General features: G+C 70.6%; 30 protein-coding genes and 1 pseudogene. 14 read left to right on the top strand and 17 right to left on the bottom strand.

Translation table 11 applies throughout. From position 1 onward, the window contains the following. Positions 1-145: 145 nt before the first annotated feature. Complete coding sequence (locus OZ403_RS02420; RefSeq protein ID WP_237077971.1) at positions 146-388, bottom strand: hypothetical protein; 243 nt, start codon at positions 386-388, stop codon at positions 146-148. Positions 389-400: 12 nt separating this feature from the next. Beyond that, positions 401-610: a hypothetical protein gene (locus tag OZ403_RS02415; protein WP_237077970.1), complete on the bottom strand. Its 210-nt coding sequence runs from the start codon at positions 608-610 to the stop codon at positions 401-403. 444 nt (positions 611-1054) lie between these two features. Between OZ403_RS02415 and OZ403_RS02410 the strand changes: the two genes are divergently transcribed. Beyond that, the gene (locus tag OZ403_RS02410) at positions 1055-2782 is read left to right on the top strand and encodes a hypothetical protein (RefSeq protein WP_268783374.1); all 1728 of its coding nucleotides are present in this window, start codon (positions 1055-1057) and stop codon (positions 2780-2782) included. Between the two features lie 41 nt (positions 2783-2823). Here the strand turns inward: OZ403_RS02410 and OZ403_RS39605 are convergent, their stop codons facing one another. Next, positions 2824-2934, bottom strand: coding sequence for a helix-turn-helix domain-containing protein (locus tag OZ403_RS39605; protein ID WP_442929800.1), 111 nt, complete (start codon positions 2932-2934; stop codon positions 2824-2826). Positions 2935-3063: 129 nt separating this feature from the next. Continuing rightward, positions 3064-3231, bottom strand: a pseudogene (locus OZ403_RS39600) (hypothetical protein); the annotation flags it as partial. Positions 3232-3711: 480 nt separating this feature from the next. Between OZ403_RS39600 and OZ403_RS02400 the strand changes: the two are divergent. From OZ403_RS02400 to OZ403_RS02375, 6 genes are all read left to right on the top strand, one after another. Next, positions 3712-4902: an NAD(P)H-dependent flavin oxidoreductase gene (locus tag OZ403_RS02400; protein WP_268783372.1), complete on the top strand. Its 1191-nt coding sequence runs from the start codon at positions 3712-3714 to the stop codon at positions 4900-4902. Between the two features lie 19 nt (positions 4903-4921). Next, positions 4922-5314, top strand: a complete 393-nt coding sequence (locus tag OZ403_RS02395; protein WP_268783371.1) for a hypothetical protein — start codon at positions 4922-4924, stop codon at positions 5312-5314. Between the two features lie 19 nt (positions 5315-5333). Continuing rightward, positions 5334-7661: a hypothetical protein gene (locus OZ403_RS02390; protein ID WP_268783370.1), complete on the top strand. Its 2328-nt coding sequence runs from the start codon at positions 5334-5336 to the stop codon at positions 7659-7661. A 64-nt stretch (positions 7662-7725) separates the two neighbouring features. Continuing rightward, positions 7726-8112, top strand: a complete 387-nt coding sequence (gene gloA / locus OZ403_RS02385; RefSeq protein WP_140786886.1) for a lactoylglutathione lyase — start codon at positions 7726-7728, stop codon at positions 8110-8112. 72 nt (positions 8113-8184) lie between these two features. Then, positions 8185-9018 (top strand): NAD(+) diphosphatase, encoded by an 834-nt coding sequence (nudC, locus tag OZ403_RS02380; protein WP_140786885.1) that lies wholly within the window; start codon positions 8185-8187, stop codon positions 9016-9018. A gap of 89 nt (positions 9019-9107) precedes the next feature. After that, positions 9108-9800: a radical SAM protein gene (locus OZ403_RS02375; RefSeq protein WP_268783369.1), complete on the top strand. Its 693-nt coding sequence runs from the start codon at positions 9108-9110 to the stop codon at positions 9798-9800. 16 nt (positions 9801-9816) lie between these two features. Here OZ403_RS02375 and OZ403_RS02370 read toward each other — a convergent pair whose 3' ends face one another. Beyond that, positions 9817-10242 carry a hypothetical protein gene (locus tag OZ403_RS02370; protein ID WP_237079110.1) on the bottom strand — a complete coding sequence of 142 codons (426 nt, stop codon included), beginning with the start codon at positions 10240-10242 and terminating at the stop codon, positions 9817-9819. Between the two features lie 28 nt (positions 10243-10270). Further along, positions 10271-10609: a hypothetical protein gene (locus OZ403_RS02365; protein ID WP_140860259.1), complete on the bottom strand. Its 339-nt coding sequence runs from the start codon at positions 10607-10609 to the stop codon at positions 10271-10273. Between the two features lie 32 nt (positions 10610-10641). On the opposite strand from OZ403_RS02365, the gene OZ403_RS02360 reads away from it, so the two are divergent. Beyond that, on the top strand, positions 10642-10956 hold the full coding sequence (locus OZ403_RS02360) for a hypothetical protein (RefSeq protein ID WP_268783368.1): 315 nt from the start codon (positions 10642-10644) through the stop codon (positions 10954-10956). 17 nt (positions 10957-10973) lie between these two features. On the opposite strand, the gene OZ403_RS02355 is transcribed toward OZ403_RS02360, so the two are convergent. The 3 genes from OZ403_RS02355 to OZ403_RS02345 all read right to left on the bottom strand — a co-directional run bounded on the left by OZ403_RS02355 (position 10974) and on the right by OZ403_RS02345 (position 12040). Continuing rightward, positions 10974-11357: a PKD domain-containing protein gene (locus OZ403_RS02355; protein WP_268783367.1), complete on the bottom strand. Its 384-nt coding sequence runs from the start codon at positions 11355-11357 to the stop codon at positions 10974-10976. A gap of 82 nt (positions 11358-11439) precedes the next feature. Further along, on the bottom strand, positions 11440-11712 hold the full coding sequence (locus OZ403_RS02350; protein ID WP_174258614.1) for a GIY-YIG nuclease family protein: 273 nt from the start codon (positions 11710-11712) through the stop codon (positions 11440-11442). 25 nt (positions 11713-11737) lie between these two features. Next, complete coding sequence (locus tag OZ403_RS02345; RefSeq protein WP_237077966.1) at positions 11738-12040, bottom strand: CBS domain-containing protein; 303 nt, start codon at positions 12038-12040, stop codon at positions 11738-11740. Between the two features lie 144 nt (positions 12041-12184). Here OZ403_RS02345 and OZ403_RS02340 point away from each other — a divergent pair, with 144 nt between their 5' ends. From OZ403_RS02340 to pdxA, 4 genes are all read left to right on the top strand, one after another. Beyond that, complete coding sequence (locus tag OZ403_RS02340; RefSeq protein ID WP_140796316.1) at positions 12185-13204, top strand: alpha/beta fold hydrolase; 1020 nt, start codon at positions 12185-12187, stop codon at positions 13202-13204. Positions 13205-13310: 106 nt separating this feature from the next. After that, positions 13311-14309 (top strand): peptidylprolyl isomerase, encoded by a 999-nt coding sequence (locus tag OZ403_RS02335; RefSeq protein ID WP_174258613.1) that lies wholly within the window; start codon positions 13311-13313, stop codon positions 14307-14309. A gap of 64 nt (positions 14310-14373) precedes the next feature. Further along, on the top strand, positions 14374-15342 hold the full coding sequence (locus OZ403_RS02330) for a peptidylprolyl isomerase (RefSeq protein ID WP_174258612.1): 969 nt from the start codon (positions 14374-14376) through the stop codon (positions 15340-15342). Between the two features lie 5 nt (positions 15343-15347). Further along, positions 15348-16388: a 4-hydroxythreonine-4-phosphate dehydrogenase PdxA gene (pdxA, locus tag OZ403_RS02325; RefSeq protein ID WP_268783366.1), complete on the top strand. Its 1041-nt coding sequence runs from the start codon at positions 15348-15350 to the stop codon at positions 16386-16388. A 277-nt stretch (positions 16389-16665) separates the two neighbouring features. On the opposite strand, the gene OZ403_RS02320 is transcribed toward pdxA, so the two are convergent. After that, complete coding sequence (locus OZ403_RS02320) at positions 16666-18246, bottom strand: AgmX/PglI C-terminal domain-containing protein (RefSeq protein ID WP_268783365.1); 1581 nt, start codon at positions 18244-18246, stop codon at positions 16666-16668. 321 nt (positions 18247-18567) lie between these two features. Between OZ403_RS02320 and OZ403_RS02315 the strand changes: the two genes are divergently transcribed. Then, positions 18568-18993 (top strand): nuclear transport factor 2 family protein, encoded by a 426-nt coding sequence (locus OZ403_RS02315; protein WP_268783364.1) that lies wholly within the window; start codon positions 18568-18570, stop codon positions 18991-18993. Positions 18994-19128: 135 nt separating this feature from the next. Continuing rightward, positions 19129-19710, top strand: a complete 582-nt coding sequence (locus OZ403_RS02310; protein ID WP_237080144.1) for a carboxypeptidase-like regulatory domain-containing protein — start codon at positions 19129-19131, stop codon at positions 19708-19710. Here OZ403_RS02310 and OZ403_RS02305 read toward each other — a convergent pair. The 7 genes from OZ403_RS02305 to OZ403_RS02275 are packed head-to-tail and all read right to left on the bottom strand — an operon-like array spanning position 19673 to position 25137. Further along, positions 19673-21076: an aminopeptidase P family protein gene (locus tag OZ403_RS02305; RefSeq protein WP_268783363.1), complete on the bottom strand. Its 1404-nt coding sequence runs from the start codon at positions 21074-21076 to the stop codon at positions 19673-19675. The genes OZ403_RS02310 and OZ403_RS02305 overlap by 38 nt on opposite strands. A gap of 15 nt (positions 21077-21091) precedes the next feature. Continuing rightward, on the bottom strand, positions 21092-21472 hold the full coding sequence (locus tag OZ403_RS02300; protein ID WP_013936365.1) for a response regulator: 381 nt from the start codon (positions 21470-21472) through the stop codon (positions 21092-21094). Further along, entirely contained in the window at positions 21472-22200 is a 729-nt protein-coding gene (locus tag OZ403_RS02295) for a sensor histidine kinase (protein ID WP_140786871.1), read from the bottom strand. Before OZ403_RS02295 ends, OZ403_RS02300 begins: the two co-directional genes overlap by 1 nt. 3 nt (positions 22201-22203) lie before the next feature. Beyond that, positions 22204-22971, bottom strand: coding sequence for a response regulator (locus tag OZ403_RS02290; protein ID WP_140786870.1), 768 nt, complete (start codon positions 22969-22971; stop codon positions 22204-22206). After that, complete coding sequence (locus tag OZ403_RS02285; protein WP_140786869.1) at positions 22968-24368, bottom strand: sensor histidine kinase; 1401 nt, start codon at positions 24366-24368, stop codon at positions 22968-22970. The genes OZ403_RS02290 and OZ403_RS02285 overlap by 4 nt, the downstream gene beginning before the upstream one ends. After that, positions 24365-24979: a RedB protein gene (locus OZ403_RS02280; protein WP_140786868.1), complete on the bottom strand. Its 615-nt coding sequence runs from the start codon at positions 24977-24979 to the stop codon at positions 24365-24367. Before OZ403_RS02280 ends, OZ403_RS02285 begins: the two co-directional genes overlap by 4 nt. Then, positions 24976-25137 (bottom strand): hypothetical protein, encoded by a 162-nt coding sequence (locus OZ403_RS02275; protein WP_268783362.1) that lies wholly within the window; start codon positions 25135-25137, stop codon positions 24976-24978. The genes OZ403_RS02280 and OZ403_RS02275 overlap by 4 nt, the downstream gene beginning before the upstream one ends. Positions 25138-25219 lie beyond the last annotated feature (82 nt).

Below are 25219 nucleotides of genomic sequence, written 5' to 3'. Positions count from 1 at the left end.
AGCGCGCCAGGTCGGGGCAGCACGTTCTGGTTCACCCCTCCGGGAGCCGTCGGCGGGGGCGCCGTCGCGAGGCGTGAGACGAAGAGGCCCGGTGGTGTCGGAGCAGGACGCGGCGCCCCCCCGGGGTGCGCCGCGAAGGCTGGCGTCAGAGGGACGCGCCGCCCCAGTCTCTCATCTCCTCACGCCGAATCCGGGAGGCCTCGCGGACCAGGTCCTTGCAGGACATGCCGAGATCCTTCTCGGTGATGTTCCTGGCCACCTGCGGGAGGATGTTCTTCTCCTCGTCCGCGATGTGTCGCTTGACCACCTTCTCCAGCGCGCCGACCTTGGCCTTCACCGCGTTCATGTCGTCGCGCATCCGCACGATGTCACCCAGGAGCTTCGTCATCTCCTGGTGCTCCTACTCCGCGTGCTCGATTTTCTCGTCGCCCACCACCCGCGAGGCCTTCGGGGAGACCCAGCGCGCCTCGATGGTGGAGTGCAGCATGAGCGCCTCCGCGAGCTGGATGCACAGTTCCCTGCGGCTCGTGTCGTCCGAGGCGTTGCGGAACGCCAGGAACAGCGCGTCGACTTCGCGGTGCTGCTGAATCAACAGGTCGATGACGTCCACGGGTGCGCTCCTTTCAATGGGGTCGCTCCCCAACGGTCCGCATGCGCCCCTGCCGCGGCGGGGGGCTCAAAGAGCCACAGGGCCCGCCGCCGAATTCTCAAGAACCGACGAAACTTTCGCCGCAGCCTCAGGAAAATGACGGAAGTTCCTCGATGCGAATGCCCATCCCCCGGGCAGGAGCCTTCCATGTCGTGGTCCACGTCCTCGCATCCCGCGGGGGGCCTCAGTCCATGGTGCTGAACCCGCATGCGTCCAGAGGACGAAGGCCGTTGCTGAAGCTTGAGGAGGGCGTGTCGGGGCGGCATGCCTCGCACTCCCGCGCGAACGGCGACGCGCTTCATGACGCCCCTCGCGCTCCCACCCCAACCCCAGTGAACCGGCGGTGCCCGCGTCACTCCGTGAGGAGCAGGAGGACGCGGACGCCCGCCCCAACCAGGACATCCCATGGGAATCGGCGGAATCATCGGTGGCGCGGCGGATGCCGCTCGACGCGCGGCGGAAGCGGCGAAGCGCGCGGCGGAGGCGGCCGCGAAGAAGGCCGCGGAGGCAGCCGCGAAGAAGGCCGCGGAGGCGGCGGCGACGGCGACGAAGGCCAAGGAGCAGATTGAGCCGGTCGCCAAGAAGCACACGCAGGACGTCTTCGAGCGACACGCGGCGCCGGGCGACGGCGGGCGCGACGTGAAACAGCAGGACCGCGACACGGTGGGCGACTTCTTCGAGGACCTGCGGACCAAGGCGGGCGACGCGCTGAAGGACACGGCCCAGAAGGTGGGCGAGGAACTGGACCAGGCGACGGACGTCGTGGCCAACGGGCTGGACCAGCTGGGGCAGGCCATCCAGGGCGCGCCGGCGCGCAATCCGCTGCAGGACTTCGCCCAGGACCTCGTCGGGGGCGCCCTCCAGGGCGCGGCCGGCGTGGTGCGCGACTCGGCGAAGACCGTGGGCGCGGTCAAGGATGCGCTCGACTTCAACACGCAGATGGAACAGCTCAAGCCCGGCGAGAGCATCTCCGTGGGCCTCAATGCCGAGGCGGATATCTACGCCGTCGGCATCACCGGCAAGGGAGACCTGACCGTCAGCCGTAGCGACGAGGCGGGTGGGGGCTACACCGTCTCCGCCAGCGGAGATGTGGGGGCGGGCATTGTCGGGAAGATGGGCGGCAAGGGGGCGGCGGACGCGAGCGCCAGCGCGTTCGGTACCGCGGGCGCCAAGGTGGAGTACCAGTTCGACACCCTGGAGGAGGCCCAGCACGCCGCCGGCCTCATCGCGGCCACGGCCGCCGTGTCGGGCGCCTCGGGGAGCAACCCGCTGCTGGGCCTGGGCTTGAACGTCGTGCTGGGCGACCCGCGGTCGGAGCTGGCGGGCCTGCGCGACAAGGTGAGCGCGGTGGAGTTCGAGCTGGGCGCGGAGGGGAACATCGCGGGCGACCTGGGCATGAAGGGCCTGCAGGACGTGCTCGGCGCGGGCGCGAGCGCGGGCGTGGACCTGAACCAGGCCACCACGGCGCGCATCGAGATGGAGGGAGGCAAGCCGACGTCGCTGACGCTCACCCAGTCGCAGGAGGTTTCGGCCAACGCGGGCGCGAGCGTGGGCCTGGGGGTTCCGAGCCAGGGCAAGGGCGGCGCCAGCGCGTCGCTGCCGACGAATGCCTCGGCCGGAGCCGAGGGGTCGCTCAAGGTGGAGCTGGAGCAGAGCATCGACCTGACGGAGAACTTCAACCTGGACGACTTCCTGCGGGACCCGAAGAGCGCCGCGCACGAGCTGGGCCAGACGGTCCTCCAGGCGAGCGAGGCGAAGCTGACGCTCACCGACTCGCGCCAGGGCACCGCGCAGGCGCTCGGCCTGGGCGGGAGCGCGGGCCGCGAGGTGAATGTGGAAATCACCGGCAACCTCCAGGACATCGCGAACAGCGGCGCGTTCACCAGCATCGCCAACGGCGACGTGGGGCAGGCGGTGACGCAGCTTGGCGACAAGGTCGACATCAAGGCCACCGTGCAGGACAAGACCACGGTGAACGGTGACATCGGCGTCGGGGTCCACGCCGGTGTGGTCGGCGCCGAGGTGGGGGTCACCACCGAGCGCACCACGGTGGGCGAGGAGCACGAGCTCACCGCCGCGCAGCTCGTGGAGCTGTACCTCACGCAGCGCTGGTCCGCCGGAATCGCCAGCTGAGACCGGTCCGCGGCGAGGGCTGCTCGCGCCATGCGGTGCGCTCAGCCCTCGCCCTTGCCTCCGGACTCGTACTTCTTGCGCTTGCACCACAGTGTGGGCGCGTCGATGCCGAGCACCCTGGCGGCCTCGTCCAGCGTGGGCGCGGAGGCCATGACGCGCAGCGTGTGCTCGCGCTCCACCTCCTCCAGCGTGTGCGGCCCGCCCAGCGCCACCACCGAGCCCGCCGCAGAGGCGATGCGGTCCGGGAACGCCTGCGGCTCCAACACCTCCGCCGGCCACACGAGGAGCGCTCGCTCCACCGCGTTGCGCAGCTCCCGCACGTTGCCCGGTCATGGATGATGCGCCAGCAGCAACTTATTGAGCGCCCGCTCCACCGCGTTGCGCAGCTTCCGCACGTTGTCCGGCCATGGATGATGCGTCAGCAGCATCTTCTCCGTCGCGGGTGACACCTCCGGCGTCACCTCGGCCGCTGCGCCGTCCTTGCGAAGAAAACGCCACGAAGCACCGCGCCAGCGCCACCTCGCCAGGGCACACGCTACCGTCAGCCTCCCACGGGCTTCTCGTGAGCCCTGCGAGACTGGGGAATTCGGGCCGCTCGCGTCCGTGAGCGGGTTGCCCCTGGTGGGCCGCATGTGCCCCCAGTGTGCCCCTCCAGCGGGGCTGAGAACGGGACAAGACGGGGCGAGACAGGATAGGGCGGCACAACGAACCGACGTGAGATCAAGGCGATAGCGGGTAACAGCGCATCCTGCCTGGGGTTTGCTATTGCCCTACCCCCGGGTTCAAGTCCCGTACTCTCACCAAGCCCGGCGCGCGGCTGTTACCCGGCAACCAGCCTGGAAGGCCCTCTTCCGCTCCCCGCCTCTCGGTCGAGAGGGTTGCTGGTAACCTTGGAGAAGCCGAAGAGCCCGCCAGCTTCAGGAGACCCGATGAACGGAGCGAATGACGGACGTTCCCCGCCCTCTTCCCGTGAATCCGAGCCCGACGACGAGCGCAGTGACTCGAGTCCTGAGCCCCGGCGGCCTCCGATTTATGTCCTGGAAGGCAACACCCTGCACACACGGCTGACGCGTGAGTTGGGGGTGAACTATCCGTTCGTCAGCGACGGCATGGCCTTCGTGTCGCTGCCGCCGCTGGTCATCGCCGTGTCGGAAGCCGGCGGCGTGGGCATGCTCGGCGCCGCGCCGGAACCAGCGGACGTCCTGGATGTCCGGCTCCAGACCATCCAGGCAGGCACGCGGCGCCCCTTCGGCGTGAACTTCCTCATGGCCCAGCGGGACGGCCGGCATTCCACCACGCGCGAGCACATCGAGACGTGCATCGCCCGGCGCGTGCCCATCGTCTCCTTCCACGGTGGACTGCCACCCGAGGAGTGGGTGGCGGCGCTGCGGACCGCGGGCGTCCGGGTCTGGGCCCAGGCCCCCTCGGGAGAGGTGGCTCGGCTGGCCCTGTTGCTCGGCGTGGACGGGCTCATCGCCCAGGGCCGGCAGGCGTCCGGCCTCAACCAGAGCACCACGCCCACCCTGGCGCTGGTGCGCGAGCTGCGCGCTCTGACGGACTCGGTGCCGGTGCTGGCCGCGGGCGGCATCGCCGACGGGCTCAGCGCTGCACGCGCCCTCTTCCATGGCGCGGACGGCGTCTGGGTGGGCACGCGCATGGTGGCCTCCGTGGAAGCGCATGCCCACCCGGCCTACAAGCAGCGCATCGTCGACGGGGACGCGGGGGACACGGACGTCACCACCGTCTTCGGACGGGAGTGGCCGGGTCATCGCATGCGCGTGCTGCGCAACCGCGTGGTGCGCGAGTGGACGGGACGTGAGGGCCGCGTGCCCATGCCCATGGCGACACCGGAGCGCGTCGGCACCACCCGGCTGTTCCCCGGCACCCCAGGCGGCGGCCCCCTTGTCGACGTGCCACGGCACAGCGCCTTCGTGCCCACCCCGGACACCGAAGGGGACCTGGAAGAGATGGCCATGCCGGCCAGCGGCGCCAGCATGGCGCGCATCGAGAGCGTGCTACCCGCCGGACAAATCGTGGTGGAGCTGATGGAGCGAGCGCGCCGGGTGCTCGCCGATCCACATGGCCTGGACACCGACGCGGATGAGGACGGCCGGGGCTGAATTGGAGTAGAGCGCCCTCATGGGTGCAAGGTGGCGTCGAACGGCACAGGTCGGATGGCTGGCTTTCGCGCTGTGCGGTGCCGCCGCAGTGGTGCGCGCCTCCACGGCCGAGCTGCCGCCGCGCGAACGCACCCTGAACGCGGCCGAGCGCAAGCTGGTGGGCCGCGCCGCCGCGAGCCAGGAGCCGGAGTGGCGCCGCAAGTCGCGCCAGTCCTTTCCCGGCGACCGCTGGTCCCAGGACGATGACTTCGGCGCGTCCGAGCGCCAGTGGGCGTTGGACGAGGCCCGCCGCCGCCGCGTGCCGGTGACGGACGTCCTGGGCGCCATCGACGAGGAGCTGCACGGCCAGCCCGTGCTGCCCCCGCGCAAGGCCACCGCCAGCCCCTGCAAGCCCCGCCCCTTCTACGACTGAGTCCCGGCGCCCTCCGCCCATGATGCCTTCCCCCCGCAGGCTGCTCCGCTTCGCTCACCGTGCCGCCACCCTTACCAGCGTGCGGCTGGCCCTGTTCGCCGCGCTGGCGCTGGCCGCCGCCTGGCGTCCGCTGCAGCAGGCCGGAGGCATGAACGACTTCCGCGACGCGCACCTGCTGCACTCGTACGAGGACGCGGGAACGCGCACGGTGACGCACTACGGGCAGCTCCCGCTGTGGAACCCGTGGGCCTGCGGCGGACAGTACGCGCTGGGCAGTCCGCAGACGCGCGTGGCGTCTCCCACGCTGCTCGTGTCCGCGCTCATGGGCGCGCGGCCGGCGGAGCCGCTGCTGCTCTGGGCCTTCCTCGTGCTCGGCATGGAGGGCTTCTTCCACTACGCGCGGCGGCGCGTGGGCTCCGCGCTGGGGGCGCTCGGCGCGGCGCCGCTGTTCGGCCTGGCGGGCTTCACCGCGCTGTCGTGGTCCATTGGCTGGCTCAACTTCGCGGGCTTCCTGCTGCTGCCCTGGCTGCTGTGGGGCACGCGCCGCGCGGCGGAGGGCCATCTCCGGGGCGCCGCGGTGGTGGCCGGCACCTTCGCGGTGCTGCTGGGCTTCGGCGGCACGTACCCGGTGCCCATGGGCGCGCTCTTCGTCGCGCTGGAGGCCGGGCGCACGCTGTACGGGCTGCGCGGGACGCCTCGGCGCAAGTCCGCGCTGTGGGCCCTGGGCGCCACCGCCGTGTTCACCCTGGGCGCCTGCGCGTTCCGGCTGTGGCCGTTGGTGGAGACCATGCGCTCGGCGCCGCGCATCATGGCGGGCACGCCGGGCAACTCCGCGGAGGAGCTGGCGCGCATGCTGCTCCAGATGCCGGCGAGCTCCGGCTACAGCGACCCGGGCAACTTCTTCCTCGCGCCCGCGGTGCTCGCGCTGATTCCGCTGGCCGCGTGGGCCTGGCGCCGCGCGCTGTACCCGGCGGTGCTGGCGGCGCTGTGCGTGTGGATGGCGGCCGGCTACTCCGCGGTGCCCTCGCTGTTCGGCGCGCTGCGGCTGCTGCCCGTCTTCGGAACGCTGCGCTATCCGGAGCGCTTCCTCATGCCCGCGGGGCTCTTCCTGGCGGAGCTGGTGGCGCTGGGGCTCGCCGTGCTGCTGGTCCGCGTGTGGCGCGTGCCGGCCGCGCGCACGGCGACGTCCTGGTGGCCCACCGCCGCGGTGGTGGCCTGCGTCGTCATCGCCGTGGGCTGGGGCTTCCAGGTGCGCGCCTTCGACAGGCTCAGCCGCTGGTCGCAGATGGTACCCGCGCCCGGCCCCGTTCCCGAGGAGGCGGAGCGCCCCTTCGCCCAGGCCCGCGGCAACCGCTGGGCACAGGGTTACTTCCTGGCGCTCAACCGGGGCTCCATCGCCTGTGGCGAAGCGTGGCCGGTGCCCATGTCCGAGCGCCTGCGCGGCGACCTGCCCCAGGAGGAGTACCTGGAGGACGCCTCCGCGGGCACCGCGCGCCGCGTGGAGTGGACCCCCAACCGCGTCACGGTGGACGTGACGGCCACGCGCCCCACGGTGCTGCTGGTGAACCAGAACTGGCACCCGGGCTGGAAGTCCTCGGAGGGCGAGGTGGTGTCCCAGGACGGGCTCCTCGGCGTACGCGTGGCGGAAGGGACGCACCGCGTGGTGCTGCGCTTCCTGCCGCGCTCCGGGCTGGGCGGAGCGCTGGTCTCCGCGCTCGCATGGCTGGGCCTGGGCTTCGTGGCCTGGCGGCTGCGCGGGCGGCTGGGGCCCGCGGCCACCGGCGTGGCGTGTGTGCCGCTGGTGGCCTGGGGCGTGCTGCTGGCGACGTCACCCGAGCCGCTGGCGCGCGCGGTGCCCCTCAACGCGGATGGCTCGCCGATGCGCGTGGCGGCGCTGCCGCCCACCGCGAAGCCCGTGGGCGCGCGGTTCGACGTGCCGGTGGAGCTGGTGAGCGCGGAGATACCGTCGGCGCCGGACGCGGAAGGGCTGCTCCACCTGGTGCTCTACTGGCGTGTCACCGGGCCGGTGCCTCGCTCCGCGGGTATCTTCGTCCACTTCCCTGGCCCGCCCGGCAGCAAGCGGAAGAACGCGGACCACCCGGTGCTGGGCGGCACCTACTTCTTCGCCGAGGCGCCCCGGGACACGCTCCTGCGGGACGCCTTCTCGGTGTCCACGAAGGACTGGGACGCGGGCGAGCGAAAGGTCCTGGTGGGCCTGTGGCACGCCGGGGGTGATAGCTCACGCATCGGCGGACGGGGCGCGGACGGCAAGCCGCTGACGTCGTCCCATGTCGAGGTGGGCACACTCGTGGTGCCGCCCAAGGCACAGTCCGAGGAAAAGCCCTGAGTCCATCAGACAGCGGGCGGCGGGGACGCATGACGCGACGCGATGATGGCGTTATGAAGCCCGCATGCGAATCCTGCACACCATGCTCCGCGTCGGTGACCTCGAGCGCTCGCTCGACTTCTACACCCGGGTCATCGGCATGAAGTTGCTGCGCCGTCACGACTATCCCGACGGCAAGTTCACCCTGGCCTTCGTGGGCTTCGGCCCCGAGGACACCCACCCCGCCCTGGAGCTCACGCACAACTGGGGCGTCGAGAAGTACGAGCTCGGCACGGCCTACGGGCACATCGCGTTGGGCGTCAGTGACATCCACGGCACGTGCGAGGCCATCCGGCAGGCCGGTGGCAAGGTGGTCCGCGAGCCCGGCCCCATGAAGCACGGCACCACCGTCATCGCCTTCGTCGAGGACCCGGACGGCTACAAGGTCGAGCTCATCCAGAAGGACAGCTGAGCCCACCGCCATCCCAGGCCCGAAGCTCACGCAACGCCTGCACACCCGGCCCGGGCCCGTTAGTGTGGCCCCGTGAGCTCCGCCCCCCTCTTCGTCCCCGACCACACCCCGCCCGACCGGCCCCGCGAGGGCGCCCTGCTCTTCCTCGCCCGGGGCATGGACGTGCTCGTCCACGAGCATGCGGACGGCGTCACCATTCCCACCGGCGCGGCCTTCCCGGAGCTCGCCGCCGCCGCGCACTACCTGGGAGCATTGGACGGCTTGGACTGCTACGCGGCGGGGTTCACCCAGGACTTCGTCCCGCCGGAAGGCTACAAGGCCGTCGCCGCCCGCTCGCTCTTCAAGCGAGTGGATGACGCGCGCTTCGCCGTGGCGGGCCGCGCGCTCGCGATTGTCGAGTGGGACCTCACCCACCGCTTCTGCGGCCGCTGCGGCGAACCCACCCTGTTGGTTCCGGGTGAGCGCGCCCGCCGCTGCCCGGTGGACAAGACGCCCTTCTATCCCCGCCTCGCCCCCGCCATCATCGTCCTCATCACCCGCGGCGACACGATGCTGCTGGCGCACAACGCCCAATTCCCAGAGCCCATGTTCAGCACGCTCGCCGGCTTCGTGGAGCCGGGGGAGTCGCTGGAGGAGTGCGTGGCGCGCGAGGTGAAGGAGGAAGTCGGCATCGACGTGAAGAACATCCGCTACTTCGGCTCGCAGCCGTGGCCCTTCGGCCGCTCGCTCATGGTGGGCTTCACCGCCGAATACGCGGGCGGCGAAATCACCGTGGACCAGAAGGAAATCTCCGAGGCCCACTGGTTCAGCCCGGACAACCTGCCGCGCATCCCCCCGAAGCTCAGCATTGCCCGGAAGCTCATCGACGCCTTCGTCGAGCGCGTGAAGGGCCCCGCCGCCCCTTGACCCCTCCTCAGGCGAGGCAACAGGCCGCGCTTGACCTGGCGCGGTAGGTTGGGGTTGAAGCGCCCCTCCCCCGAATCAACGAAGAAGCCATGCCCGCAGCGCGCCCACATATCGAGCCCCGACGCGTCCCCACCGCGGACTCCGTGGTGGTGAAGGAAATCTACCTCAGCGTCCAGGGGGAGTCCTCCCACGCCGGGCTGCTGTGCGCCTTCATCCGCCTCACGGGCTGCCACCTGCGCTGCACCTACTGCGACAGCGAGTTCGCCTTCCGCGGCGGCGCGCGCCGGAAAATCGCGGACATCGTCAGCGAGGTGCGGGACCTGCGCACGCCCATGGTGGAGGTCACCGGCGGCGAGCCCCTGCTCCAGCCCGGCGTCTACCCGCTGATGGAGGCGCTGCTCGACGCCGGCTTCAAGGTGCTGCTGGAGACGAGCGGCGCCATCGACGTGCGGCTGGTGCCTCCGGCGGTGCACAAAATCGTCGACATGAAGACGCCCTCCTCGGGCGAGCACCTGCGCAACGACTACCGCAACTTCACGTCGATGAACGCCAACGACGAGCTGAAGTTCGTCATCGGCTCGCGCGAGGACTACGACTGGGCCAAGGCGCTCATCGCCGAGCACCAACTGCTCCAGAAGCCCTACGGCAGCCTGTTCTCCACCGTGTTCGACAAGCTCCACCCGCGCGAACTCGCCGAATGGGTCATCGAGGACAGGCTCGCCGTGCGCTTCCAGTTGCAGATGCACAAGTACATGTGGGACCCGAACGCGCGCGGCGTGTGAGCGCGGCGCCCGGCCCTCAAGGTCCGAAGCCCCAGAACACGACGGCCAGCCAGCTCGAGGCCAGCCCCAGGTTCACCCAGCCGAGCCCCGTGGTCACCCGCGCCAGGGTCCGTCCGCGCTCGGCGCCCTCGCCCCGGGCAATGCGCCGCAGCTCCCGCAGACCCAGCACCACGCCGGCCAGCCCCGCCACCAGCGTGGGCAGCGGCAACGCCAGCGAGCATGGCAGACACGCCAGCCCCGCCACGTTGAGCACCAGCGCCACTTGAATCACCCGCGACGGACGCGCCTCCCTGCGCAGCACCGCCACGCAGGGCGCGCAGTAGGGCGTTTCGCCCGCCAGCTCCGTGCAGTCCCCGCACAGGAAACCACCGCAGCGCGCGCACGTGGCCACTGCGGCCTCGTCCGGGTGGGTGGCGCAGACGGCGCCGACGGGTGTCCGCACGCGGCCTTCCACGCCGGGCACCCCGCCGTCAGAAGCCCGCGGGCGGGGAGCGCGAGGCCAGCGCCGAAAGGCTGTGCAGGCCCAGTCCCAGGAACACGGCGGCCAGCACGGTGCTGGCCATGAAGCCCGCGACGATGAGGCCCTTGCGCCGGTGCTCGAACTGGCTGAAGGCGTAGAAGAGCATGTAGCAGGGAATCAGCAGCACCATCACCCCCGTGCCCACACTCCGCCGGAAGGCGTGGACGAGCAGGGTAGCGGCGCAGCCCAGCGCGAGAGCGGCGAACAGGATGGCGAGCGGGAGCAGCGGCACGTCCACCCCCTTAACACGTTCCACGCTTTGCAGCGCTGGCGTGCACATATTAAGCACGCCCCGACGTCAACCAGCCGAGGTGCCTGCCGATGAACGCCGCCAAGACGCTGCTCAACTTCATCCTCGCGGGCGCCCTGCTGGGCTTCGTGGTCGCCTCCTGGTTGGGGCCCAACTACCTGGGCTGGTACAACGAGACGCCCTACGCCACCCAGACGATGTGCAACCTGCCCGAGGTCGTCCGCAAGACGTCCGCGGACCTGATTTCGTACCAGGTCATCGGCGGGGGCGTGGGCGCCGGCCTCTTCCTCATCCTGGGCGTGGTCGTCGTGCGCCGCTCACACCGGAAGGCCCGGATACAGGCCGGCCAGACGCCGCCCCCCACGGAGCCGCGCGCCACCGCCTGACGCGCGGCCCGCGGCGCTCAGGGCGCCTGGGACGCCGCCGCGTGGACGATGACGCCCGGCCCCTGGGCCAGGATGCCATCGCCCTCGCTGTCCTCCACGGTGACCATGATGGCGAAGGTCGTCGTCTCCGACACCTCGGGCGCCACCCACGTTGGGTTGCGCGCAGTCGCGTCGCTGAAGGTGCCCGCGGGCTCCGCGGGGAGCTGCTGCCATTGGAAGGTCATGGAATCCCCGTCCGGGTCTTCGACCTCGAAGACGAAGGACACCACGCCTCCCGCCGCGACGACCTGCGGCGAAGGCCGAGGCCCCGTGGAGACCTTGGGAGCGTGATTGGCCCGGCAGGACACACCAAGCCCCAACAGCACCAGCGCCCCGAACACTTTCGAGTACGAGTGAGACATGAACCGGCCCCTTTGGATTGTGGCGCCAGAGTAACGCGCCTGTATCGGGAGAGGTATTGCCCCACTGGCGTGCCACCAGCGCTCAGGGGCGCCCCAACATGCGCAGCTTCTCCGCTCGAGACAGCCGCTTGATGGCGGCCTCCCGCCGGAGCGCCGCGCCGCGGTCCCCCGCGGCCTCGCTCCACACCAGGGTGACGGGCAGCCGCGCCCGCGTGTACGCCGCCCCGCGCCCCCGGCCATGGGTGGCCAGCCGGCGCTCCAGGTTGTTGGTGGCGCCGGTGTACAGCGTGCCGTCACGGCAGCGCAGGATGTAGACAGTCCACGAGGGCGATTCGTCCGGCACGGCGTGCCGCACTCTACCGCCCCCGGGGACCGCCGTCTCACCCCGCGCCGTGAGGCTGGGCGCCCTGGAGCCGCAACCGCCGCCCCCCCGCCCGCGCCTCTCCGGGAGCCCCCGCCCGCGCCATGACGCCGGACACCGGCGCCAGCGGATCTCCCCTCCAGGCCGCGAGGATGTGCTCCTCGCTGACCAACCCCAACAAGCCTCCCCCTTCCCCCACCACGCCCAACAACCGCACCTGGTGCCGCTCCATCTTCCGAAGGGCCGCCAGAAGGGTATCCGTGGGAAAAACGGTGGCGAAAAGGGAGGACCACACTTCCTTCCAAGCCTGTTTCCGCCGCATTGCCACCTCCTCCGAGTCGTTGCCTACATCTCCCTGCAACAGTCCTGCCGGGCAGGTGCTTGCTCACCAATGAACACGGCATGGCCCCGCGGTCCGGCTTAGACTGGCGACGTGACTCGTCGACAGGTGGCACGGTTGGGCCGGATGGCGGACCTCTTTTCGCGAACGATGGTGCGCGGGAAGGAGGGGCTGCTGACGCTCACCTTCCGCCCGGACGAGCTGTACCGGGTGCCCACGGACGACGGGGCCTCCATTGCCCTGGGCCGCTACCACGCCCGAGGCGAGAAGCGCTTCGCCCAGCCCGTCATCCTCTGCCACGGGCTGGGGGCCAACCGCTTCCACATGGACTTCGACGAGCAGTACAGCCTGGCCCGCTACCTTGCCCGCGCCGGCTTCGAGACCTGGGTGCTGGAGCTGCGGGGCCGGGGGCTGGCGGGCGACTGCCCGGATTTCAACTTCGACGACCAGGCCGAGCATGACGTGCGCACCGCGGTGCGTACCGTCTTGTCCACAGGTGCGAAGGAAGTGCTCTGGGTTGGTCATTCCAAGGGCGGGCTGATGCTCTACGCCCACCTGGCGAAGACGCCGCAGGCGCCCGTGCGGGCGGCCGTGACCCTGGGCAGCCCCTTCACCTTCGCGGTGCAGCCCGGCCTGCGCACCTTCATCCAGAAGGTGGAGCCGGTGCTGAAGCTGCGAGTCATCCCCACCAGCCGCGTCACCAGCATCGCCCTGTTCGGCGCGCCGCCGGGGCCCATGAGCCGCTACATGATGCTGGCGGAGAACATGGAGACGGAGGTGGTGCGGCGCGCGCTGGCCAACGTGCCCGCCGACATCGCCGGCGGCGTGGGGCGCCAGTTCGCGCGGTGGATCACCACCAATCGCTTCACGTCCTACAACGGCGAGTTCGACTACCGCGAGTCCCTGCCCCGGGTGACCATCCCCTTCCTGCTGCTGGCGGGCAGCAAGGACCTGCTGGCCCCGCCCATGGCGGTGGCGCGCGCCAAGGAGTACCTGGGCGGGCCGGTGAAGGTCCTCGTCGCCGGCAAGGCCCACGGCTTCGGGGCGGACTACGGGCACGCGGACCTGGTCCTGGGCCGCCGGGCCCCGGACGAAATCTTCCCCCTGGTGGAGGCGTTCCTCTCCGCACACGCGACGCAGCCGTAGGCCCGGTGAGGTTGTCCGGCCCTGCCCGGCGTGCTACCGGAACGGGCCTCGCGCCATGACTGACGGCTTGCCAATCTGGAGCCCTCCCCCTCACGAGGCCCCGCGCATGCGCTTTTCTCCCACCCGCGCCTTCCTGGTCCCACTCGCCATCGCCCTGGCCGCGGGGGTGGGCATGCCCGCCTGCACCAAGCCCGTGATGGAGACGCCGGAGGCCCTGGTGGTCGCCAGCGTCAACGGCGAGGTGCTCAGCCGGGCGGACTTCGAACAGGAGCTGTGGCGCGAGCTGGCGCTGACGGACGTGTCCCAGCGCACCTTGGAGGACGTGGAGCCCTTCAAGCGCGCGCTCCTCGACACGTACATCCACCGGATGCTGCTGCTGCAGGAGGCGCGCAAGCACAACGTCACCGTCACCCCGGAGGAGGTGGACCGGGGGGTGCTGCGGCTGTCCGGGGACTATCCGGCGGGCAACTTCAACGAGGTCCTGGCCCAAGGGCAGCTCTCCATGGCGGAGCTGCGCTCGCGGGAAGCAAGCCGGCTGACCATCGAAAAGCTGTTCGCCAGCCATGTCTATTCGCGCGTGGCGGTGACTGAAGAAGAACTGCGGGCCTGGTACGGCGCGCATGAGAAGGACTTCCACGAGCCCGAGCAGGTGCACGCCGCGCAAATCGTGGTGAAGGGCCTGGACGAGGCACGGCGGCTGCAAACCCAGCTCAAGTCCGGCAAGAAGTTCGCGGACCTGGCGCGCAGGTATTCGCTCAGCGCGGACGCCAAGGTGGGAGGCGACCTGGGGTTCTTCCCCCGGGGGCAGATGCCGCCCGCCTTCGACGAGGTGGTATTCAAGCTGGGGGTGGGGCAGGTTTCGGACGTGGTGTCCACCGAGTACGGCTTCCACCTGTTCCGCGTGCTGGAGCGCAAGCCGGCGCGCAAGCGGGAGTTCGCGGAAGTACGTGCGCTGGTGGAGGGCAAGCTGCTGGAGCAGAAGCGGTCGCAGGCGCAGGAGACGTTCGAACAGGAGCTGCGGCAGAAGGCGCAGGTCCAGGTGAACGAGGCCACGTTGCAGGCCATCCGCGGGCGTCCAGCGCCCCAGCAGGCGACGGCGGAGTGACGACGGAATCGAAGACCGGGGCGGCGGTTGGACGCGCCCGGGGCGGTACGGAAGGATGGCGGGAATGAAGAAGCTGGTGGCGGCAATCGCGGCGGTGGCGCTCCTGGGCAGCGGCGGCGTGGCGCACGCGGAGCTGGTGGACAAGGTGGCCGCGGTGGTGAACCGCGACATCATCGCGCTGTCCGAGGTGCAGCAGCGCGCGGCGCCGGAGATGGCCCGCGTCAACGACCCGGATCCGCGCAAGCGCGGCGAGCAGCGGCTGCAGTTGATGAAGACGGCCCTGGACACCCTCATCGGCGAGAAGCTGATGGAGTCCGAAATCGCGCAGCTGGGCATCACCGCCACCGAGGCGGAGGTGGATGAGCTGGTGGCGGACGTGCGCCAGCAGAACAACATCACCGACCCCGCGCAGTTCGAGCAGCTCCTGCTGGGTGAAGGCCTCACCATGGCCACCTACCGGGACATGATGCGCAAGCGCATCCTGCGTGACCGCCTGCTGCGCATGAAGGTGGGTCCCCAGGTGAAAATCACCGAGGAGGACCTCAAGGCCGCGTACACGCAGTACACGCGCATGGAGAGCGGTGACTCGGAGGTCCACGCGCGCCACATCCTGGTGCAGGTGGACGCCAAGGCCACGGCGGAGCAGGTGGAAGCCGCCAAGAAGCGGGCGGAGGCCATCGCCACGGAAGCGCGCCGGCCGGGCATGGACTTCGCCTCGTTGGCCCGCGCCCGCAGCGAAGGCCCCAGCGCCGCGGACGGCGGTGACCTGGGCTGGTTCAAGCGTGGCGTCATGGTCGCGGCCTTCGAGAAGGCCGCGTTCGGCCTCCCCGAGGGCGGCGTCAGTGAGCCGGTGCGCACCAACTTCGGCTGGCACGTGCTGAAGGTGGAGGAGCGCCGCTCGGTGGCCGCCGAGTCCTACGAGGAGATGCGCTCCAAGCTGGAGGGCAAGCTGCTCCAGGAGAAGACGGAGAAGTTCCTCGACCAGTACGTGCAGGAACTGCGGCAGAAGGCCAACGTCGACGTGAAGCTGTAGCCGCCGTGGGCCTTCCGCTCGTCGGAATCTCCCTGGGGGACGTGTCGGGCATCGGGCCGGAGGTGACGGCCGCGGCCCTGACGAAGCCCTCCGTGCGCAAGGTGCTCGTCCCCGTCATCTTCGGGGACGGGCCCACGCTGGCGCGCTTCCCCGCCCTCCGCCGCTATGCCCGCGTGGAGCCCTCCGCCCTGGGCCGCGTGGAAGGCCCCACCGTGGTGGAGGTGACGCGGCTCGCGGAGAAGGACCGCGTGCCCGGAAAGCCCTCGCGCGAGGGCGGCCGCGCGCAGTACGCCTTCGTGACGGCGGCCATCGACGCGATGCGGGCCGGACGCGTGGACGCGCTGTGCACCGCGCCCGTGTCGAAGGAGCAGATTTCCCGCGCGGGCATCCCCTTCATGGGCCACACCGAGGTGCTGGCGGAGGCCTTCGGCGTGGACGTGATGATGCTGATGGATGGGCCTCGCGTGCGCGTGGCGCTCGCCACCAACCACGTTCCCCTGGCGGACCTGCCGCGCCTGCTCACCGTGGACGGACTGACGGCGCAGCTCAAGCTGCTGTCGCGCGGCCTGGAGCCGGTGGTGGGCCACAAGCCGCGCATCGCCGTGCTGGGGCTCAACCCGCACGCGGGCGAAGGTGGACTGCTGGGACGCGAAGAGGTGGAGGTGATTGGCCCCGCCATCCGCAAGGCCCGCGCGGCCCGGGTGGACGCGCATGGGCCCATCCCCGCGGACGGGCTCTTCGCGAAGCCAGACCAGGTAGGCGCGCGCTACGACGCGGTGCTGGCCATGTACCACGACCAGGGGCTCATCCCGGCCAAGGCGCTGGACTTCGAGCGCACGGTGAACGTGACGCTGGGCCTGCCCGTGCCGCGCACGTCTCCCGACCACGGCACGGCCTACGCCATCGCCGGCAAGGGCGAGGCGAGCTGCGCGCCCATGGTGGAAGCGCTGCTCAAGGCCGCCCAACTCGCGGGGGCCCGTCTTGCACACCAGGCAACCGGTCGACGTGCTCGGCCAGGTCCGCTCCGTCCTTCGCGGGGTCGATGAGCTGAACGTGCGCCCCGGAGCCACTGTCCGGGAGCACCAGCACACTCACGAGGCCCCGGGGACACTCCCCCAGGCAGCCTGACGCAATCACCCGCGTCCGCTCGGCGAGGCCCCGTCCCGCCAGGGCCTCCCGCAGCCGGCGTGGCAGGTCCACGCCACCGGCGCTTGCCTCCAGCCGCACGAGGCAGCGGTGGCAGACGTGCAACTCCGTGGGCTCCGGCGGCTTGGGCGCTGGCATTCCAAGAGGAAGCATAGAAGCCAGCGGTCCGCCCGCGCCTCAGAAGATGAAGGGGAAGCGGATGGGCTCCTGCATCCGCACCTGGTGCACCGGGAACTTCCAACGGCGCACCACGTCCTCGATGCAGCGCGACAGCGGCGTGGCGCGCAGCGCGGCGGTGTCCATGGACACGTTGAGCGTCTCACCGCTGGGGAGCACCGACCACTGCACCACGAAGCGGCCACCGGCCTCCATCGGCGAGCCCTGCGCGTGTGAGCGCAGGCACGCGGTGATGGCGGGCTGGTTCGTCAGCACCACCTGCTTCACGTCCTCCGGCGTGAGGTGCTCCTTCACGTCCACCGCGGGCGGCACGTAGACGGTGCGCGCGGGCGCCTCCGCCTTCGCGACCTCCGCGTCCGCGTCTTCCGTGAAGCCCAGCTCGCGCGCGAAGGCCTCATCGAGGTCCGCGTACGGCCCCTTCTCCGACGTGTCCTCCTCCACGGCCTCCGCGGCGACATCACCCGGTGAAGTCGCGATGGCGTCCTGGGACGCGGTGCCTTCCGCACCCGTGTCTCCAAAGTCGAGTTCGACGGGAGCAGGCGGTAGGGCCGACGCCGCGTCCGTCTTCGCGAGGGCAATGCGCTTGATGGGCGCGGGGCTCACCACCGCGAGCGACTCCGCCACGGGCGTGCCCGGGGTTCGCGCCGGCTCCGAGGAATGCACGGAGGCGTGCAGTCCCTTCGCCGCGTCCTGAAGACGAAGCGCCGAGCCAAGGCCCGGCTGCGTGCTGGAGACAGCCACGGACGACGCAGCACTGGAGACGTGCGATGAGGCAGCGAGCGCCGCGTCCGGCGATGAACCGCTCACGGCGGTCTCCGTGGACGTGCTCGCTCCAATGGCGTCCCCTGACGGGGCGGCGGCGCTCATCGCGGCGCCAGCGCCAGCCGAGGACAGGCCCGCCTGGGTGTCACCGCTCGCGCCAAGGACAGCGCCGTGCGCCGTGCGCCGGATGGCATCATCGACGCTCGCCTGCGTCCTCGTGAAATCTCCGCGCACGGAGAGTCCCGCGACCAGCAGCAGGCTCGCCGTCAGCGCACCCACGGCCGCCGCGCCCATCAACGCCCCGGGGCGAAGTCCCAGGACATGGCCTGTCTCGGTCGCGCTCGCACCGCGCCACCGCGCGGATTCCAGGTGCGCATGCGTCGGCGCATCACCCCACATGGACGCATCCGGCGCACGCGCCAGCACATTCTCCGCACGCGGCGGCAACAAGGCGCCCAGGGACGTCACAGTCTTCGCACCAGGCGAAGTGCGCATCCACTCGGGAATCTCCACCGTGGGCTCAGGCAACACGTCCAGCGCGTGCGAGATGGACGGCGGCAGGTGCTCCAGCCACTCCGTCTCCTCCTCCGCGAGTGCGAGCAGCGCGCGCATGCTCGCGGAAACATCCGTCACGGGTGCAGTGTCTTCCACGACCGCGTCGTCTTCACACGCCTCGAGAAGCTCACGGTCGAGATACGCGTCGAGGTCTCCCTCAAGCGCCTCGCTCACGCTCACCGTGCCGCGCGGCTCCAACGCACCTGGAGTGCCTTTGCCCTGAGTACGGAACTGCCCTTCAGCTCCGGAAAGAAGCTCGTCCACACGCCCTCCCTCGCCCGCGCTGCACTCACCGGCCCTGACTTCGACTGGGCGTGCAACGTAGGAACCGGTCCTCGTCGCGCCACCCCCCACTGTTCGTCCTTGAACGCTGTGCCCCCTGGAGGCACCGCGCCTGTCCACAGCTTCACCGGGTCAACTCACGGCGGATGGCGCACGCGGCCCCGCAACTTCGCGCTCTGGAAATTCATTCCGCACGCGTGCATGCGCGTTGTACTCACGACACCTCATGTATCAAGCACTCCTGCATCCACCCTGCTGGCCGCCTCTGCGTGCGGCCATGTTTCCACCCGGAGTCAGTCACCCATGAGCACGACGTCCACCGACGACACGCGCACGCTGACGGAGCTCGAAGGCCACGTCATGCGCGCCATCCAGACGAAGGACCTGGAGGCCATCAAGTCGCTCACGACCGAAGACTTCATCTATCGCGGCGCGGACGGCGCGGAGATGAACCGTGACGCGTTCGTCGTGGGCATCGCCGAAATCCCCGGTCACATCACGTCCGTCGAAGCCGAAAAAATGAAGGCCCACGTCTTCGGTGACACGGGCGTGCTGGCCGGCATCCAGCGCTCGCACCTGCGCATGACGGACGGCAGCGAGGTCACCGACAGGGTGTACTTCACCGACGTGTGGCAGCGCCGCGACGGAAAGTGGCTCATGGTGTTCGCGCACAGCAGCCCGGTTCCGCCGAACGACGTCCAGACCTCGGAAACCGCATCGCCGCAGTAACCCTGCCCCTGCGTCCCATCGGGACGTTCCACACTCCACACCCCGATGCGCGACGTCAGGCGCCGCGCACCCCACATCGCAGCGCCTCCTACTCAGAGCGCGCATCCTGATACACTCCGAGACAGGGAGGCCGTCATGATGCAGCTCTTGCACGGTGAGCGCCGGTGGCGACTGCCGGCCCAGGGGGAAGACTGGCTCGTCGTACCGTCGGTCGACCTGGAGCGGCTGAAACATCCGCACGCGCCCGTCCCCGACGTCTTCGTCAGCGCCGCCTTGAAGCGCTGGCTTGCCACCCCCGCCGCGCACACGCTGTATGCGATGTACGAAGCGCTCGGAGGCAGCCGCCCGCTGGGGCTGTCCGGCCTGGAGCGCGGCCGGTACGAGCAACGCCTCCAGCAGCGGCTCACCGAGGCCTTCGTGCATGGCGAGCTGGTGGCCCTCCCCATGGCGCGTCCGGTGTTGCTCCCCACGCCCTGGCCGGAACCACCGCCGCAGACGTCCGAGGAATCCCCCGTCGAGGAACAGACGTGGCTGGCCATCGAGCTGAAGGACGAGGAGGGCAACCCCATCCCCCACGCGCGCTACCTGGTGACGCTCCCGGATGGGAGCACGCGCGAAGGCACCCTCAACAAGAATGGCTACGCGCGCGTGGACGGCGTGAATCCCGGCCAGTGCCAGGTCACCTTCCCGGAGCTGGACGGGCAGAGCTGGTCATGACGGCCTCGATGTCCGAGGCCTCCCTGGGGATGGCGGCGGTGAGCACTTCGTGGCCATCCGGCGTGACGAGCACGTCGTCCTCGATGCGGATGCCGCGCACGTCCGCGTAGCGCGCCAGCACGTCGCGCTGGAGCCTGTCCTTCGCGCGCGCCATGAGCCGCGCGTCCGACAGGATGGCGGGCACCTGGTACATGCCCGGCTCAATCGTCACCGCCATGCCGGGCTCCAAATCCCTGTCCAACCGCAGCGAGCGGTGGCCGAACTCCGGCGAGCGCGTGCGTCCCGGCGCATAGCCCGCCCGGTCTCCCAAATCCTCCATGTCATGCACGTCCAGGCCCAGCAGGTGGCCCACGCCGTGCGGGAAGAAGAGCGCGGTGACGCCGTCCACCACCAGCTCCTCCGGGTCTCCACGGAGGATGCCCAGCGCCACAAGGCCTCGCGCCATCTCCCGGTGCGCGGCCAGGTGCACGTCGCGGTAGCGCGTCCCCGGGCGGACGACGTCGATGCTGGCCTTCTGCATGCGCAGCACGACGTCGTACAGCTCGCGCTGCGTCGTGCTGAAGCGCCCCGTCACCGGCCACGTGCGCGTCACGTCACAGGCGAAGCCGGCGGGGCTCTCACCGCCCACGTCCGCCAGCAACAGGTCTCCCTCGCGCAGCGTGTGGTCATAGCGCAGGTTGTGCAGCACCTCGCCGTGCACGGTGACGATGGGCTGATACGCCGGCCGCACGTCGCGTGAGACGAACTCCGCCTCCATCGCGGCGCGCACCGCGGCCTCCAGGATGCCCGGCCGCGTGGCGCGCATGCCCGCCACGTGGGCCAGCACCGTGACTTCCGCGGCCTGACGCAACTGCGCCTGCGCGGCGTCGTCATGGCGAAGCCGCAGCGCAATCATCGCGTCCGCCAGCGGCACGTCCACCGCCGCCAGGTGGCCGGGACGCACCTCGCGGCCCAGCAGCGCGGCCACGTCCAGGCACGTCTCCAGGTCCGGCGTGGGCAGCGCCGCCACGTCGCGGCCCTTCAGCGCCGCGGGCAGCTCGGCGCGCGAGCGCACGGGGCAGCCCGTCCGCTCCGCGATTTCAGCAAAGCCGGGCACCGCGCCGTCCCACAGCGCGTCGTCGGGACCGGGCTCGGGCAGGTACAGCGTCCAGCCCTGGCCGTCATACAGGCCCACGCCGTCCGGCGCCGCGAGCCCGAAGAGGTAGAGGAAGTGGCTCGACGCGCGAAAGGGGAACTGGTCGGCGGCGTAGTTGCGCGGGCGGGGGCGGCTCGATGCCAGCAGCGCGGCTGCGCTCCCCAGGACTTTCGCCAGCTGCTCCCGCCGTCGGGTGAGAGCGGAGCGCTCGGAAACGGAAGGGAGCAGCATTCTGGAACCTCGCGTTCAGGCACCCAGCGGGCGCTGGGGCAACAGCTTGAAAAGGAAGGCCAGCAGGTCGTCGAAGTGGCCGCCCTTGCGGAAGACGGCGTCCACCGGCATGTCTATCTTCCCGTCATGACCGGTGACGAAGACGACCTTGGTCTTCGGCATGTGGTGGCGCACCAGCGGAATCAGCCCCGTCCCAAAGCCGTCACCCAGGCTCTGGTCCAACAGCACGGCGTCATACGCGCGAGGCCGGTTCAATAATCCCGCGGCCTCCGAATAGGAGCCGGCGGTGACGACCGCGAAGCCCGCATCCTCCAGAAGCGCGGACAGCGTCATCCGGTTGGAAGGGTCGTCTTCCACGAGCAGCAGGCAACGCCCGAACGTCCAGTTCGTCTCCATCACTTGCTCCCCCGAGTCACGTCATTCCGGTCATGGGCCCCGGCCTCCGGGCCCGTGAATTGGATTTCCACGTAGGTGCCCCCGGAGGGGCCCGCGCCCAGGTCCAGTTGCCAGCCATGCCGCACGGCCGTCCGGTGGACGATGCTCAGCCCCAGCCCGGCGTGGTGGGGCCGCGTGGTGAAGAAGGGCTCCAGGGCGCGCGAGTACGCCTCCGCCGCCAGGCCCTCTCCGGTGTCCTCCACACGCAGGCACACGCCGCTTTCGGTGTCGCGCGTGCGCACCGTGAGCGTCCCGCCGCGCGGCATGGCCTCCAGCGCGTTGTCCACGAGGCAGCGCACCAGCAGCGCCAGGTCCTCCACCTCCAGCGGCACGCCGCCCTGCTCCGTCAGTTCGCGCACGACCTTCACGGACGGCGGAACCTGGGCCTGGGCGAGCGCGTGCTCCACGCCTTCGCGGGCGCTGCACCGGGGACGCGTGCCACCGCTGGGCGGCGGCGCGCGCTTGGAGAGCACGTCCTCGGCGGACGTCAGCTCCTTTTCGATGAGCTGGAAGAAGGTCTCCACGCGCGGGTCCGCGCTCCAGAGGTCCGTCTTCTTCACCTGCCGCATCAAGTAGAACGAGGCGTTGCGGATGCTGGCCAGCTTGTTGCGCAGGTCGTGCCGCAGGGTGGAGGCCACCACGTCCGCCACCGCCGCCCGCTCACGCGCCTGGAGGTCTCTGCCTGCCATGGGTCAAATCCTCGCGCCTTGCAGCCCTTGTTGAGGCCGGCCTCGCACCCGCGCAATCGCCTGTACCAGCTCGCGCAACGGTACCGGCTTGGTCATGCACACCACCGCGCCCTGCGCCGCCACCCTGCGGAGCATCTCCGGCACCACGTGGCCGGACACGGCGATGATGGCGACGGACAGATTCGCCGCGCGCACCTTGGACACCAGCTCCGGCCCGCTCATCTCCGGCATCACCAGGTCCAGCACGCAGACGTCGTATTCCCCCGAACGCAGCGAGGACAACGCCTCCTCGCCGCTGTACACGGCGCGCGCGCGCAGCCCCACCGTGCTCAGGGCACGCACCATGCCGCGCGCCACCTGTTCGGTGTCGTCCACCACCAGGACCTGCGGCGCCGCCGCCGCGCGCAGCACCGTGTCCAGCGCGTGCGTCACGTCGAAGGGCTTGGGCAGCACGGTGAAGGCGCCCTCGGCGAGCGCGTCATCCACCAACTCCTCCGCCGTGAAGGCCGTCATCAGCACCACCGGCATGTCGGGGCGCTCCTGCTTGATGCGGCGCAAGAGCTCCACGCCGTGCAGGCCGGGCATGCGGATGTCCGTGAGCACCACGTCCACGGATTGCTTCTCCAGGAGGCGCAAGGCCTCCTCACCATTGGCCGCCTCGAGGACCGTGTGGCCCTCCAGCTCCAGGTTCGCGGCCAAGGTGATGCGAAGCGACTCCTCGTCGTCGACCAACAGGATGCGCGCGGGGGCCACTGCGACGTCCTCCATCATGCGGCCTGGGCCGCCGCTGCCGCGGGGAGTTCAATGAGGAACTCACTACCCCGCTCCGCTTCGCTGCGCACAGAGATTGTGCCGCCATGACGTTGCACCATGTTGGCGACAATGGCCAGTCCCAAGCCGGTGCCACGCGTCTTCGTGGTGAAGAGCGGTTCGAAAATCTTGGGCAGCACCTCCGGAGGAATCCCCGCGCCGTCATCCACGACCCGGATGCGCCAGGGACTCGCGTCTCCACCTTCCGCCACGACTGAAACCTCTCCATTGCGCCCCACGGGCATGGCCTCCACCGCGTTCTGCACCAGGTTCACCAGGACCTGGCGGAACTGCTCCTTGTCCAGGTGCGGCACCGGCAACGACTCCGGCACGTCATTGACGATTCGCACCCCTTCCCGCTGCGGCACCACGCCAATGGCCTCGTCCACCAACGGACGCAGCGGACAGGGCTGGAGCGCGGGCGGACGCTCGCGGGCGAAGTCGAGCAGGTCGGAGATGATTTTCGCGCAGGCGTTCAGCTCGCGCTCCATCAGCCCCAGGAACTGGGGGACCCGTGGGTCATCCGCGGCCCCTGCTGGGTCCTTCGTGAGCTTCCGGGAGAGATAGGCGTGGGAGTTGCGCACGGCGGCCAGCGGGTTTCGCAGCTCGTGCCCCACGCTGGCGGCCAGCTGTCCCACCGCGGCCAGCTTCTCCACGCGGATGAGGTGCTCCTGGAAGCCGCTGAGCTCGCGCAGGGCGCGGTCCAGCTCGCGCGCCTTCGCGTGCTCCCGTTCGCGGGCCAGCTCCAGCTCCGCCCGGCGCACCGCCACCTCTCGCAGCTCGCGCAACATGCCCCGGCACGAATACACCAGCACCACGTCGATGAAGGCCACCCAGAAGGCGTGCTCCACGAACCGCCACAGCTCCGGCGGAAGCCCGCCGTAGAGCGAGTGTGACCACATGGTGCCGCGCATCACGTGGTCCACGACGGTGGTGATGCTCGCGGTGAGCAGCACCCACGGGTCGCGGTACAGCGCCAGGAAGGCCAGCGAGCCGAAGATGTGGAAGTGCGTCTCCACCCGGCCGTCCGTCAGGAAGATGAGCAGCGAGGACCAGAGCGCCTGGCACACGGCCACCACGTGACGGGTGGGCGTGGAGCCCGGGCGCCAGCGGGCCATCACCATCGGGAAGGCGCTGAGCAGCGTCCCCACCAGCACGGCCACCTGGAGCTGCGCGCCGCTGCCCCGCGGACCGAACAGGGCGATGACGATGCTCACCACCCACTGCCCCAGCATCAGCCCCGCGAAGAGCCGGTCCGTGCGGACCCGCACCGCGGACAGGTGCTCGCGGAACAGCCGCGCGGAGCGCTCCTTGAGCGCCATGGGCGGGCTGGACGTCTCGTCGCGCGCCGGGCTCATGGCACGCTCCCGCGGGGGTCTTCCAGCTCACAGCCGTAGACGGCGTGCCCGGACAGCGCTTCCGGCGGCGCGTCACCCAGCAGCGCCTCCACCGCGGCGCGCCCGGCGTTGTCGCCCGTGTGGCCCCGGGCCGTGGTGATGCCGCCGCTGAAGCGCAGCGTCCCACCCGCGTCGTAGAAGAGCACCTGACCGGAGGTGACGGCGCCGAAGCGCTCCGCCTGGGCCCCTCCCTCGTCGCGCAGGGCGGTGACACCCGGAATCGCCGCCGCGGAGCGCCACAGCTCGCCCTGCTCCCAATCCTGGCCGGTGCCCTCGGGCTTGAGGAAGAGCACGAAGGCGTCGAGCCGCCCCTGTGCCTTCGCCATCACCAGCGAGAGTTCCCCCATGCTCGCGCGCGTGCAGGGACAGAGCGGGTGCGCCAGCATCACCAGCGTGGGACGGCCCTCCACGCGTGGCACGGTGGAGTCCCCGGGCCAGCGCGCGGGTGCCGCCAGGGACTCGCCGGGCGTGAGGGAATAGCGAGCCATGGCGAGCGAACCCGCCACGATGCCGCCGAGCCAGACGACGCCGGACACCACCCACCACCCACGCTTGCCCACGGGGCGCCTCATCGCTCAGCCCCCGGGTTCACCCGCGACCCATGCAGGCGCCCCGCGCACGGAACCGTGGCGGACTTGGCAAGTGAGGCTGTCGAGTGGACGGCGGCGGTGGTGACGAGGTGGGGAACCTCGGCGTCGACCCGCAGCACCTGGAGGCGCTGGGCTTTCATGGCGTGACCATCCACACGATAGCGCCCAGCCCCCCAGGTCTGTCATGGGTTTGAATGGCAAATGTTCGGAATGTGCGTCGCG

It is taken from the genome of Myxococcus sp. NMCA1 (assembly GCF_026810205.1).
GTDB lineage: Bacteria > Myxococcota > Myxococcia > Myxococcales > Myxococcaceae > Myxococcus > Myxococcus xanthus_A.
The sequence above is the reverse complement of the archived record's forward strand: the minus strand, read 5'-3'. Positions and strand labels throughout refer to the sequence as shown.